7 protein-coding genes are annotated in these 14,188 nt (G+C 50.9%); all 7 read right to left on the minus strand.

The window, feature by feature from the left end; all coding sequences use genetic code 11:
* Positions 1-37: 37 nt before the first annotated feature.
* Positions 38-7,162 carry a T9SS outer membrane translocon Sov/SprA gene (sov, locus tag ABDW72_RS16265; protein WP_347159656.1) on the minus strand — a complete coding sequence of 2,375 codons (7,125 nt, stop codon included), beginning with the start codon at positions 7,160-7,162 and terminating at the stop codon, positions 38-40.
* Positions 7,163-7,229: 67 nt separating this feature from the next.
* A complete protein-coding gene (ruvA, locus tag ABDW72_RS16270) occupies positions 7,230-7,823 on the minus strand; it encodes a Holliday junction branch migration protein RuvA (protein WP_347159657.1) in 594 nt (197 codons plus the stop codon).
* Positions 7,824-10,097 carry an NADP-dependent malic enzyme gene (locus tag ABDW72_RS16275; protein WP_347159658.1) on the minus strand — a complete coding sequence of 758 codons (2,274 nt, stop codon included), beginning with the start codon at positions 10,095-10,097 and terminating at the stop codon, positions 7,824-7,826.
* A gap of 257 nt (positions 10,098-10,354) precedes the next feature.
* Positions 10,355-11,920, minus strand: coding sequence for a lytic transglycosylase domain-containing protein (locus tag ABDW72_RS16280; RefSeq protein WP_347159659.1), 1,566 nt, complete (start codon positions 11,918-11,920; stop codon positions 10,355-10,357).
* A 9-nt stretch (positions 11,921-11,929) separates the two neighbouring features.
* The gene (gene gatA, locus ABDW72_RS16285; RefSeq protein WP_347159660.1) at positions 11,930-13,366 is read right to left on the minus strand and encodes an Asp-tRNA(Asn)/Glu-tRNA(Gln) amidotransferase subunit GatA; all 1,437 of its coding nucleotides are present in this window, start codon (positions 13,364-13,366) and stop codon (positions 11,930-11,932) included.
* On the minus strand, positions 13,363-13,581 hold the full coding sequence (locus ABDW72_RS16290; RefSeq protein WP_347159661.1) for a Sec-independent protein translocase subunit TatA/TatB: 219 nt from the start codon (positions 13,579-13,581) through the stop codon (positions 13,363-13,365). The genes gatA and ABDW72_RS16290 overlap by 4 nt, the downstream gene beginning before the upstream one ends.
* A 24-nt stretch (positions 13,582-13,605) precedes the next feature.
* Complete coding sequence (locus ABDW72_RS16295; protein ID WP_347159662.1) at positions 13,606-13,818, minus strand: Sec-independent protein translocase subunit TatA/TatB; 213 nt, start codon at positions 13,816-13,818, stop codon at positions 13,606-13,608.
* Positions 13,819-14,188: the final 370 nt, after the last annotated feature.

Below are 14,188 nucleotides of genomic sequence, written 5' to 3' on the forward strand. Positions count from 1 at the left end.
GCTTCAAAAATACGGCCTTTTTCGCAATGCCAAAATTTTATTGCAAACTAACCCGTAACTGCACACCGCCTTCTGTCACACTGTTTCGGAAGGAAGTGGAGATTTTCGGATCGGATACCGTGCGTAACACATAGAACTGCAGGTTCAGGCGCTGGCTCAGCACATAATCAATAGTCGGCCGCAGCTGCAACTGGCGTGCACCGTTCGTGATCTGGTTTTGGCTGCGCTCCTGCCCGCTGTCATCGCGGGTAATAGCGCGCTGCACCGTCTGGTTGTCCCGCACGGATAAGTCCAGGCGCATGGTCAGCTCATTCTCCAGTGTTTTACGTTCTCCGCCGATCTTGAATGGAATACGGAAGCGGGTGGTCGTATAGCCCAGGCCCACTACATAGTCTTTTACATGAGTTTCGGTGACCTGCGCATTGGTCAGGTTTAGCGACAAGTTACGCTCCACTTTATACTCAAGCCGACCGGTAAGGTTAGACTTAGTACGGAAGTCAATACCGATCAGCGGGGCCAGCCGTTCGGCCACCGTTAACTGGCTGACTACATAGTATGGCTCAATCCTGCCAAACTCGTTCAGCTGGTTCGGAAAGCCGACCGGCTCCTGGTTATACGCCAGCGAAGTAGTAAAGCTGGAGATGTTATAGCTGGCGCTGTAAGCATGTGTCAGGTTGATCTGGCTGAACCATTGCTGGAAGAACGGCAACTGCGAGAGCCCGTTATAGTCAATGCGCCAGTTCGGGATCGGCAGGCGCTTGAAGGGGCTCTCTACTTTTGCTTTATACCCGTTGATGTCTCGGCCTTGGTAGGCATACACAAAGGACTTGATCAGCACCTCCTGCGAGTTGAGAGTATACCCGGAGTCAGCTGCGGCCGGATTAGCGGCCAGCAGGCGTTCGCGCACCACATGGCGGTTGGAGATGAAGTTATCAAAGGCACCGGAGATGCCGCTGCTGGTAGATTCAAATAAGGTACCCAGCGCCAGGAAAGAGGTACTAAAGGCACCTGAATTGAAAGGGTTCTGGCGCTGATCGGTCTCGCCTACATGGCCAAAATCATCATACTCTTTGCGGTAAAACACCTCCTGTATCTTTGTTAGGTTCCGGCGCACATCCAGTTGCACGTTAAATGTGCGGAACGGCTCCAGGTTCGCCTGTGCTTTGAAATCGGTGGTTAAAATGCCGCTGAAAGGCGTGTTCAGGTACTGGCTGCTATCAGTGTACCAGCCATTGGTGTACGCCCGCTCGTAAAGCTCGCTTAGCGCATACTGCTTGCCAAGTATAAACGGCACACCCGGCGCATCAAACTCACTATCCAACCCGAACATGGTGGTGGTAGGCAGATAGCCCGGCATCAGGCTGCCCTGGTTCTGAAGGAAGGTGAAGTTAACAGAGCGCGTCATCATCAGCAACCGTGCCAGCGACTTCAGTACTTTTAAATCGGCCTTTGGTTTGGCGGCAGTAGTATCGTCAGGCGCAGCAATCGGCCTGGCTGCTGGCTGCGGAGTGTTCACACTCTTCAGAAACTTTACTTTGTTGTAGAGTTTCACCAAGTCAAATTTGCCGTTTACAGTAAACTCCGTACTGTTCTCGGCCGTGTTGCCCAATTGGAAGGTCGTATCCTGGTTTAGGGCTGTGGAACCGGCTGTCCAGATGTAGGTTGCAGCATAGCGGGCTTCCGCACCAATCCAATCGGTCAGCGGAAACTTATCCAGCGGCAGCTTATAGTTCAGGGCTATCACCTGGTTAAAGTTGGTATTGCGGCCGCCGTTCTTCAGGTTTTCCCAAATAACCTTGTTCTTGTAGCTGAGTGAGTCAATGTCTCGGTTAATGCGGGCGTCGGGCTCATCAACAATGGCTCTGTTTGTAGCCGTGTAGTCCAGCGAAAGACTTTTACTCAGGTCCCACTTCAGATCATAGAGGCGGTTAAAGTAAAAGTACTTCTGAAACGTCGGGTTGATGCCCCGTGTCGTGATCAGCCCTGTCTCCGAATCGCGGCGCTGCAGGAAGGTTTCGTTGTAGCGGCGGTCCAGGTCGGCCCGGAAAGCGAAGCGGCTTGGAAGCGGTGTAAAGTTCAGGTCCTTGATCAGGCGCAGGTACGGAGAGTTCAGAACTTTAACTTCGGCAAAAGGCGTATAGTTCCTTGGCGTATTATCGTAAGTATAGGCCAGGGCGCCGGTATACGTTTTGGTATAATCCCGGTTTGTCTCAATGTTGGTGAACAGGCGCTCGGCATAAGAGTAAGACAGCGAGAGGTTCTCAATGTCGTACGGCTTAATCTTGTCGTCAGGGTCGGTGCGCTCCTTGTGCACATTCAGTAAGCTAAAGCTCTTACGGATTTCGCGCGTCACCACCTGCTTTTTATAAGCCGCCCGCGCTTCCTCGTCTTCTCCGAACTTTTCAAGCGATTGCTCCAACGGCACGTCCTGGTCAAGTGGATCATACTGTGGTTCGCTGTTCAGGGTGCTGTACTGTACCGATAACGGGATCTTAATGCCTGATTTCTCCGGTAGAAACTTATCGGCTACTATGTTCGCATTCACATCAAAAAGCGCTGTGTTCTCGCGGGAGCGCTGCGCAATCTTCTGCTGCAGCCCACCAAAGCCTACAGTAGTATAAGCGCCGGTAGCCGTAATGTTGGCAAAGTCAGCCAGTTTGGTGTTAAGCCGGGCATTGGCTGCCCAGCCCGACTGGTTCTTGAAATCAGTTACACGTAATTCGTCCGCCCATATGCATACCGAGTGGGCGCGTCCATCATCATTAACTCTGTGCGGGTTGCGTATGCCAATCATCACCCCCTGCACCTCACTAAAGTCAGGGTTACCTACAACACGAATGGTCCTGCCGTTCACAGTTACTTCAAAGGGCTTGTTCCTGTCCCAACCGCCAGCAGTATTGTTACGCATTACTTTGGCATTCACAAACTCATCTAAAGCGACATCCACTTCGTTCTGCAGTGGCCAGACAGCCCGCTGATCTAAACTATTACGCGGCGTCATTTTCAACGGAACCACATACTCATAGTAGTTCTGAGTATAGTCTGTGCCGATGCGGATAAAGGCTTCCACCTCATCATCGTTGGTGTTCAGGTCCTGGGTTTCGGCATGCAGGAACATCTTCAGGTGCTTATAGGTAAGCATGTCCAGCGAGATGTTTTTGTACACTGCTTTGGAGAAGGAGTCCTTCAGATCTTCCACGCAGAGCTGCAGCGACTGCTCATTCTGCCGGCGATTGGTAGTAGAGGCATAGTCGCGCAAGCGCTCGATGCCGGGAGGGAGCACATACGGTGTAGTCGCATCCGTCGATTGCCCGTTTTCTTCAAAGTTTACGGTTGAGATCGTGAAGGTCTTTGCATCGTCCGTACAGGTCAGGCACGGGTTGCCGTCCGTAATAGGCTGCTGGTATTGGCGCCACTGGTTAGCTACAAACTGGAACTGCGAGAAGCGCAGCACCACTGGGTCGGCAAACTGCGTCAGGTACATGCGCATAAAGCGAATAGACTTGAAGCCGCTAATGTTACCCACGCTTCCTGTTGGCTGGCGCACCGGCACTCGGAACTGGTACCAGGTCACGCTGTCGCCGTTTATTTTCTGACCTACAGCATCTACAATAAAGTTTTGCCCTACGTTCAGCTGGCTTGGTTTCAGGTTGATCTTATACTCGTAATACTGCTCCAGATCGCTGATAACGTTATCTTTGTTTAGGTCTTCTTTGTCGGGGAAAGCATAATTAGAGTAACGGCTGTTTTCAGGGGAGTTGTTCTCCATGCCATTATACATTTTGTAGCGAGCCAGCACACCCGCTTTCTGCTGATCATAGTATTCGTCCAGCGGGTGGCGGAAGTCGTCAGCTGATGGGTCGTTGAGCACTGTCTGCGGTATCGTGCCCGGGATCAGGTTCAGGAAACTGCCCCTGAAGAAATTAGCTTCGTCTGCATCATTCAAGCCATCCAGACCAATATCCTGGAACTGGCGACCGCCCGCAACACCAGTAAAGGCATCAGTTAGGAACTGCTCCGTACTTACGCGGCCCCAGATCGTTTCATCTACATTCTGCAGGTTAGCGCCGGAAGTTGGCAGGCCATTCTCAAACTCATAGTAGTTGTCGTGCAGGATATCTTCAGACACGCTTCCCAAATTAAAGACAAGCTCCCCGCCTTCGTCGTTCTGAACCGGGTTGCCTTGCGCATCCTTCCGGCCATTTGGACCTTTGATAAACGGGTCCATCAACCAGAATTCAATGTACTCGATGTTGGCGTTATCAAAGTCAGTATCAAATCCGATCTCGCGGCTGATACCACCATAATTTTTGTGCGGATCTCCAGCCAGCAAGCCCTCCTGTGTCAGGTTTGGGTTATAGTTGTATTGCCCACGCTCACGTGGATAGTAGGCCAGGTCAAACGTATACTCGTAGGTGTTGGTTATCTCCGGGTCGCGGCCCGGAAATACTTCTTTGCGGTTGATGCCGCGGATATAATGGTTATTTAGTTCCTCCTTCGTGATGTTGGACGGCTTCAGCCCGTCCGCGTCGCGGTAAAAGATCTGGTCGATGGTATACCAGGCCAGTTTGGCGCGGTTGTACGAATAAGCCAGGCCGGCGCCGGGTATCAGTGGCTCCGGTGTGGCTGCCAGGCGCCAGCTGGAGTTGTTAAAGCCGCCCAGGCTGTAGGGGGTCTCGGCTCCTTCAAAGTCATCTATGTATGAGGTGCCGTCTTCGTTGGCCGGCGATTTGGTTTTAGAAGGAACCAGCTGCGCAAACTCGCCGCTAAACGTAACGGTGGAAGGCGCTTTGGTATTGATCAGCGGAATGGCATCTGTCAGCTTCGTCAGGAAGCGCGACTGCTTCTGCAGGTTTACATCAAAGCCGTAGATCGTGTTGTTGGTAGGTTCGTCGCCTATACTTACGCGGTTGATGTAAGCCTGCTCACTTAAATGTAGCACGGTTGCACCAATGTTCACGTCGTCACTCAGGTGGTAGTCGAAGCGGGCACCCAGCATGGTGCGGGGTTGTATGTTCAGCAAGTCCGCTTTTTCATAAGTCACCCGTAAATCGCTGGCTGACCTGATGTAGCTGGGATTCAGAATTTTGATGCGGCCCAGATCATAGAAAACCTGGTAGTCAGTGCCTTCTACCAGGCGTGTGCCACCAGAGTATACGGCCACAGAGCCCTCCGCCACGCGGAAGCCCGGCAGCACAATTTCGTCGGTAGAAGTAGATTGAAAACGGCCCTGCAGGTAGAACTTGGCTTTTACGTTGTTCTGCTGCGCGTCGGTCTGCGTCTGGTCATAGAGCTCCTGAAAAACGTAACGGTCGATCAGCTCGGGGCGGCCCTCCAGCTTCGCAGCCAGGTAACTGCCGAACGGTTCTACTTCGGGGAAGTAAATACGGCCTGTTTCATTATCTATTGTAATACCCGGCAGGTAGTCGAAGTTGCCATCGCTGGGCTTGTCGTTGTTTGTGTTTACGTTGTCGAGGTTCATCACCTCCACCAGCGGCACGTTCTGGATAGGGCTCGGCTCTTTTAAGCTGGTGATATCAACACCTGTTTCGTCGTCTTTGTAAACGATCTTCAGCTGAAAATCCTCACGGTTCACCTGGGTAGCATCCAGGCTATACACGTTTTTCATCATCAGGTCCCAGGTGGGGTAATCCAGCGACGGGTTGGTAGCCCGCAGCAACTTCATCTGAATCACCTGCTCGTCCTGCAGGTTCTGATAATCCTCCATCAATTCCCCTACCTGGTAGGTTTTGCCATTATAGGTATACTCAAACGCTACGCCCAGTACTTGGTCTGGCAGCAGGGTTGTGTTCAAGGAGATGTAGCCGAGCTGTGGGTTAAACTTATACTCGTTCGGGTCCATGCGGCGTGCACGTACGTGCTCGAAGTCAATGCCTTTCTGCAGGCCCTGACCGCGCAGGTATTCATCTACCTGGGTGTTGTTACGGGCCGTCGGATTGGTCAGTATACTATAGAGGGCGTTAGCATCATTGCTGGCGGGTGCTGTAGCCGGCTTTGTCTGGTACTTGTCGCGGTACGGGTCGGCCTCCCCCAGGTCCATGTAAGCCACCATGTTGCGCAGGTTCTCCGTAGCGCGGTTGCTGTTGGTCACATACAGCTCCAGGCGACGGATCACTATGCCGGAGTTTACCAGGGGCAGGTTCTTGAGCGCATTATCATAGCGCCCCCTAAAGAACTGCGACAGGTAGAAGTGGCGGTCCTTGTCATAGTTATCTACCCGTAGCTCAAAGGGTTTGTTCTGGGCACCGTTCTGCACTACCACTTCATCGGCGCTGCCACGCACACTAGATGCAACCGTCGTAACAGCTAAACGGCCGAATTGCAGCTGCGCCTTTATACCAAACAGGTTCTGGGCACCTGTGATCAGGGAGTTGTTGAGCGGCAGACTCACGTTACCAGCTTCTACCTTGCGGACAATCTCCTCGTCGTAGCCGGTATAATCCAGCTTCATGTTGTTCTCAAAGTCGAAGTTGGCGTTGTTATCCCAGTTAAAATTGAGCTTCATCTTCTCACCGATCTTGCCAACCAGATTTAGGGAGATGTTCTGGTCAAACTCAAAGTCGCCGGTGCGTTGCTGCCGAAGCGGGATAGTAGGGTTCTCGTTGCGGTTAAAGCGGGCACCAAACTTCAGCGACACGTTGCCATTCGGTTGAATATCCACAAAGTTGCCTCCAAAAATTCGGTCGAATACCGGGCTGATGTAGATCTTAGGTACCAGGCGGTTACTGCTCACCACACTTTCACCATCCAGCCCTGCCGATTTCTCGCGCCAGTAGCTCCGGATGGCTTCTTTTTGCTGCCATTCCGAATACTCCTGCAACGTCATAGACGACGGGGTGCGGTAATTTACATCTCCCAGGGTTTCGGTAATGTTATACTGCTGCAGGCTATCATCCAGCTCCACGTTCAGCTTCAGGTTGCTGGGTTGCCCCAGGAGCAGGGGAGAGGTACTGGGGTGAATACTGAAGGGGTTGCCACGCCGGTCGGATGGCACAAAGGTAGGCCGCCGGCTTGGAATATAAGGCTGTAGCTTGCTCGAGTCTACCTTGGTGGTATCCTGGAGAAGCAGCTTAGCAGGAATAACGAATTTGAACCTGCCTGGCGCGCGCATGCCTTCTGCCTGCGATAGCCAAGCTAGCATAGAAATAGCTGCAACCATAGCAAGTAGCAGGCTGTTTTTTTTACCTTTCCAGATCAAATGGCTACTGTTAAGAAGATTTCAACGCAAATTTTATCAACTCCTCTACGCTCAGAGTGCGGCCTTCGCGTTTGATAATGCTGTCGAGCGTTTTTTCCGCTACGTTCTTAGCAAAACCCAAGGTTACTAGAGCTGATAACGCTTCGGTTCGTACTGTATTGTGTGCTACTGGTGCTGCCGCCGTGGCATCTGCCGTCAGCACCTCTTTCTTCATCTTGTCTTTCAGCTCCAGGATAATACGTTGGGCCGTTTTTGCGCCGATGCCTTTTACCTGCTGTATGGTGCGCACGTCCTCGCGGGCAATAGCGTGCTGCACTTCCTCCACTGATAACGAGGAGAGAATCATCAGTCCGGTATTAGGACCCACGCCTGAAATAGAGATCAGATGCAGGAAAGCGTCCTTCTCCGCAGCTGTTGTAAAGCCATAGAGCGTGTGCGCATCTTCCTTGATGTGAAGGTACGTGTGCAACTTACAACGCTCACCAGCTGGCAGCGAGGAATAAGTGCTCAACGATATTTTGACCTGGTAACCGATGCCCTGCACATCCAGAATAACATAGGTCGGATCTTTATACGTGAGCTTGCCGTCTATATAAGCTATCATCTATATATGCTGGTTGTTATAATTCTGTGCGTCTACGACAGCAATGGTCACCATGTTTACAATATCGCGGATAGAGCTGCCCAGTTGCAGAATATGCACGGGTTTGCGCATACCCATCAGCACCGGCCCGATAGTTTCAGCGCCGCCAATTTCCTGCAGGATCTTGTAGGAAATGTTGCCGGAGGTCAGCGCCGGGAAGATCAGGGTGTTCGCTCCCTTCTCTGCTAATTCACTAAACGGATAGTTCTCGCGCAGCAGGTCACGGTTCAGTGCCGTGTTAGCCTGCATCTCGCCATCAATAAGTAAATTGGGGTAACGCTCCTTTGCTTTTCTCACCGCTTCAGCAGCCTTGTCCGGAATATCTCCCCGCACGGAGCCAAAGTTTGAGTATGACAACATCGCCACGCGGGGCTCGGTATCAAAAAACTTGACGGTGCGGGCAGTCAGGCCAATGATGTCAACTAATTCGTCTGCTGTTGGGTTCACGTTTACAGTAGTGTCGGCAAAAAAGTATGGCTCTTTTTTGTTGAGGATGATGTACATGCCGGCTACTTTGTTGATACCTTCTTCTACGCCGATTACCTGCAGGGCCGGAAGTATGGTTTTGGAGTAGTCGCGGGTAAGACCGGAGATCAGCGCATCGGCGGCACCAGTTTCTACCATCATACTTCCGTAGTAGTTGCGGTCGCGCATCAGGCGGCGCGCATCAAATAGCGTCAGGCCTTTGCGGCGGCGGCGGGTATACAGCATCTGGGCAAACTCCTCCCGTTTGGCTTCTTCCTCAAACGTATCAAGTATGGTGACGCCTTCCAGGTCCAGGTGATTCTCCTCAATGATAGCCGCAATACGGGCACGGTTACCCAGTAGTATAGGCCGTGCAATGTGCTGTTCATTTACTATTTGTGCTGCTTTCAGTATCTTGAAGTTGTCTGCCTCGGCAAACACCACGGTTTTCGGCTGTTTTTTCGCCTGATTTGTGATGCGCGTCATCAACTTCTGGTCAATGCCGATACGCTCCTGCAACTCCTGCTCGTAAGCTTCCCAATCCGTGATAGGTCGGCGGGCGACACCACTCTCCATCGCTGCTTTTGCCACTGCTGGCGACACGGTAGTAATGAGGCGGGGGTCCAGAGGCTTGGGTATAAGATAAAAGCGGCCGAAGTTGATCGTGTTATCGCCGTAGGCTTTCAGCACCAGGTCGGGCACAGGGTCTTTTGCCAGTTTGGCGAGTGCATGCACCGCAGCCAGTTTCATCGCCTCGTTGATCTCGGTGGCCCGTACATCCAGGGCTCCCCTGAAAATGTATGGGAACCCTAGTACATTATTTACCTGGTTAGGATGATCGGAGCGCCCAGTTGCCATGATCAGGTCTTCGCGCGTGGCCATCGCCACTTCGTAGGCTATTTCGGGGTCAGGATTAGCGAGGGCAAATATGATCGGGTCGGGTGCCATACGCTTTACCAGTTCCGGTGCCAGCACATTGGCAGCTGACAGGCCAATAAATACGTCGGCACCTTCCATCGCTTCGGCCAGCGTTGTAATGTTGCGGGTGGTTACAAACTGTGCCCGGTAGATATCCAGATCGTTGCGCTCCGGACGGATGATGCCGTCCTTGTCGAACATTACGATATTATCGAGCTTGGCCCCCAGCGAAACGTAGAGTTTGGTGCAGGCAATGGCTGCTGCGCCGGCGCCATTTATCACCAGTTTTACCTCATCGATTGTTCTGCCGGTTAGCTCCAGTGCATTTAAAAGTGCTGCCGACGAGATGATGGCCGTACCATGCTGGTCGTCGTGCATCAGCGGGATGTTCATCTGATCTTTGAGCGCCATCTCAATTTTAAAACTCTCCGGCGCTTTAATATCCTCCAGGTTGATGCCACCAAACGTTGGCTCCAGCGATTTTACAATGCGGATGAACTCCTCCGGATCAGTACAATCAATCTCGATATCAAAGACATCGATGCCGGCAAACTTCTTGAATAATACTCCTTTACCTTCCATTACAGGTTTGGAAGCCTCCGGGCCAATGTTGCCCAATCCCAGCACGGCGGTGCCGTTGGAAATAACGCCTACCAGGTTTCCTTTTGCTGTATACTTGTAAACATTGTCTTTGTCGGCTGCTATTTCTTTACATGGTTCTGCCACGCCCGGCGAGTAAGCCAATGCCAGATCGTGTTGTGTGCTGACCATTTTGGTTGGGATTACCTCAATTTTTCCTGGCCGGCCATCCATGTGGTAGTTCAGAGCGTCCTGCTTGTTTACTTTAATCATAATGCGTTGTTTGTATGATGCTTTTTCCGGTTTACCTAATAGCTTACTGCTTATCTGTTATCTGGCTAACTACCAATTTTATAAAGTTTTTCCTTACCCTTAAAACCGGACCTCAAAGATAAGCAGCGTAAGAGGGAATTGTAGCAGAAAGTATGATTTTTTAAGTGGAACAGTGAAAGAATGAAGTATAAAATCGGCGTGCATAAAAAAAGCACCCCGTAAAGGAGGTGCTTTCTGAAGGTATTACTTTTATACTTCTAGCTTATAATAAGTTTCTGACCCGGCTTTATTTCATTTGACTTAAGCCTGTTGAGTTTTTTGATCTGCTCGACCGAAATGCCTTCATACTTCTGTGAAATATTCCAGAGGGTATCGCCGGGCTGTACGTGGTAGATAAAGCGCTCTTTCTTTGGCCGTTCTACTGTAATCTTCTGGTTGCTGGCTGTCCTTGCCGCAGTTTCAGCTTTTTCTGTATTGCTGGCGAGTAACACGGTGCCGGTAGTGGCAGTCGCCTGCTGTATCACCAGTTTCTGGCTTGGCTGAATGCTGTTACTCTTCAGGTTATTCCATTCTTTAAGCTGTGCTACCGTTACATTATACTTGCTGGCAATCTGGACAAGGTTATCTCCTTTCTGTATGACGTATACTTTCTCCTCGGTAGTGGCTAATGCTGGTGCATCAGCTGCAGGGGCCGGAGTAGAAGCCGGTGCTGTCTTAGGTACTGCTTGCTTTTTCGGTTCAGCGGCAGCCAGCATTACGGGCGCTTTTTCCACTATATCTTCCTGAGCCGGAGCAGTAGCAGACGGAGAAGCAGCCAGCAAGATGCAGCTGCGGTCTTTGTCGAGTAAAGCCGTTCGCTGGGCCGGAATACGTAACGTATAGTTGCGCATACGCTCAGGCAGCACCGTTTTTTTGATTGCCGGGTTAAGTGCCAGCAGTTCCCCAGGTTCCATGTGCAGCTCTACAGCCAGCTTTTCCAGGTCTACGGCCTGGTTGATGCGCATGGTATCTACTTCCGTGGCGTACAGAATAGAATCGGAGAAGATATTGTGCTCCGGCGCATACTTCATACCATAGATAATGGCCGTCATAGACGGAATATAGCCGCGGGTTTCCTGGGGTAGGTATGGGAAGATCTCCCAGAATGTTTTCTTGCCGCCTCCAGCTTTGCGGATAGCACGGTTTACGTTGCCCGGGCCACAGTTGTAGGCAGCCATAGCCAGTTCCCAGTCGTCATACATGTTGTAAAGGCGGCGGAGGAACTTAAGGGCGGCCTCAGTGGCTTTCTCCGGGTCCATGCGCTCGTCTACATACTGGTTCTGATGCAGGCCATAATCACTACCAGTGCCGGGCATAAACTGCCACAAGCCTACCGCGCCTACATGCGATACCGCTTTTGGGTTAAGTGCCGACTCTACAATTGAGAGGTACTTGAGATCCTGCGGCATGTTATACTTCTTGAGGTACTTCTCAAACAACGGAAAGTATACATTCTCGCGCGTAATCATGGTGCGCATATACTTGCGGTTGCGAATGGTGAAGTAGTCGATGTAGCTCCTTACATAGTTGTTGAAAGTCAGGGGAATATCTGCTTCAATGCACCCCAGACGATCAGCGATTACCTCGTTAGGCTCATTGGGAATATACTCTACCAGCAGCGCCAGCTCTTCTGGCGACAGTTGGGTAGTATCTATTCTTGGTTTGAGAGAGTCTTCTGCTAACGACTTATCAAGCAAACGGCTATAGTTTGCAGCCTGGGCATTCAGCGCCCAGATGCTTGCAACTATAGCCGTAAGCACTGTAAAGAGTTTCGTATAGGTCATGGCAAACGTCTATGCTTCAACGGTGATCTTATCCAGGATATAATTCGAGAAAGCAAGCAGTTGCGGCTCCTCGAATGAGCGGGTCAGCAGTTGCAACCCTATGGAAAGGCCGTTAGCATCGCGTCCTACCGGAATGGAAATAGCCGGGACGCCTGCAAGCGAGGCCTGAACAGTAAAGATATCGGCCAAGTACATGGCCACCGGGTTCGTTGTGTTTTCTCCTATCTTAAAAGCAGTAGTAGGAGCTGTAGGCAAGATAAGGAAATCATAAGCCTGAAGCAACTCGTCCGTCTTCTCCTTTATCAGGCGGCGTACTTTTTGCGCTTTGGTATAATACGCATCATAATAGTCGGCGCTGAGCACAAAAGTACCCAGCATAATGCGCCGCTGTACTTCGTGGCCAAAGCCTTCTGACCGTGTCAGTTTATACATAGACGACAGGTCTGTCGCATTTTCGCTACGGAAGCCATAGCGTACCCCATCGTAGCGGCCCAGGTTTGAGCTGGCTTCTGCTGTGGTCAGGATGTAGTATGTGGGCACAATGTAGTCCAGGTATGGGAAATCTACTGCTTCCACGGTATGACCAGCGTCGCGCAGCATATCCTTTACACCTAGTATGCTGTTCTTAATTTCGGCATCCAGCCCTTCGCTTTCAAAGCAATCGCGGATGTAACCTACTTTATACTGCTTCTCAGTGGCGAGCAACTGGCTATAGGCAGGTACTTCCCGGTGGCTTACAGTGCTGTCATAAGCATCTGGTCCGGCCATTACCTCCAGCAGTAGGGCTGCATCAGGCACATTTTTAGAAATAATGCCGATCTGGTCGAACGAAGAAGCATAGGCAATAAGGCCGTAGCGCGAGATGCGCGAATAGGTAGGTTTCATACCTACAACGCCACAAAAAGAGGCCGGCTGACGCACAGAGCCGCCAGTATCGGAGCCGATGGAGGCCAGGCACAGGTCTGCCTGTACGGCTACGGCAGAGCCGCCCGAAGAACCACCTGGTACACGGCTGTTGTCATCAGCATTCAGCACAGGGCCAAAGGCTGAAGTCTCGTTTGAAGCACCCATGGCAAACTCGTCACAGTTCTGACGGCCAATAATAATGGCATCTTCTGCCAGCAGGCGCTGCACCGCCGTAGCCGTGTATAAAGATCTGAAACCGCTCAGGATATTGCTGGAAGATTGCAGCCGGTGCCCCTGGTAGGCCAGTACATCTTTTATACCGATTACCATACCTGCCAGCTTGCCGGCAGTGCCACTCGCCAATTTCTGATCAACTACTGCTGCCTGGGCGAGCGCTTCTGCATCAAATGTTTCCAGAAAAGCATTCAGGTTTGCTTTCTCTTTTATGTTCCGGAGGTAATGTTCTACCAGTTGTCTGCATGTAACCTGTCCATTTGTCAGGTCTGTGCGGATGTCATGTAGCGCGTTATACTGTTTCAAACTTTCGTCGTCTTGTCGTCGTCCTTTACAGAACGCTCTAGTTCGTGCTTGATTTCATTGGTAGCATCCTTAAACTCGCGTATGCCGCGGCCAAGGGAGCGGGCAATGCCCGGTATGCGGTCTGCGCCAAAAAGTAAAAGGAACGCAGTGAAGATGATAAGCATTTCTCCTCCTCCCAGATCCCCCAGGAAAAGTAAGATTGTACCTAATAACATATGCTGTAAAAAAGCTGGTTATAACTACTTAACGCGGTGATCGTCTTTGGCAGCGGCTTCAAACTCGTTTTTAACGTCTTTCGTCGCATCTTTAAACTCGCGGATGCCTTTACCCAGCCCTTTTGCCAGTTCCGGAATACGCTTAGCGCCAAACAGCAGCAATATTGCCAAGAGGATAAGCATTACTTCTGTGCCACCTAAGCCTCCAATAAATGCGAAAATGTTGGTGATACCCATAGTTTTAATGATTAAATGTGATACAAAATTAAAGGGATATTTTTAATAAACCCATAACACAGCAGATAAGTTTAGTATACAGCTATGCGGTACAACTACCTACGAAGTAGACGACGGCTTAGATTGTCAGCCTACTAATACCTGTCTTATACTTGCTGACAACATTATAGTGCTGTTGCCTGTGGCAGAATGCAAAGGGCAATAATTTCAGGGTTATTTCCCATTAGCCAGTGCTTTTTTCCCGCTATGGGACATTTTCGTGTAGGTACAATAAATTTTTATGCTACAGCTCAACTACTTGTGCTTTTTTGTATCTTTGGCCCATAGATTGCTATACAAGTATAGAAGCTGCCTAGATGGCCAGAGACGC

The sequence above is a fragment of the Pontibacter chitinilyticus genome (assembly GCF_039748935.1).
Taxonomy (GTDB): Bacteria; Bacteroidota; Bacteroidia; order Cytophagales; family Hymenobacteraceae; genus Pontibacter; species Pontibacter chitinilyticus.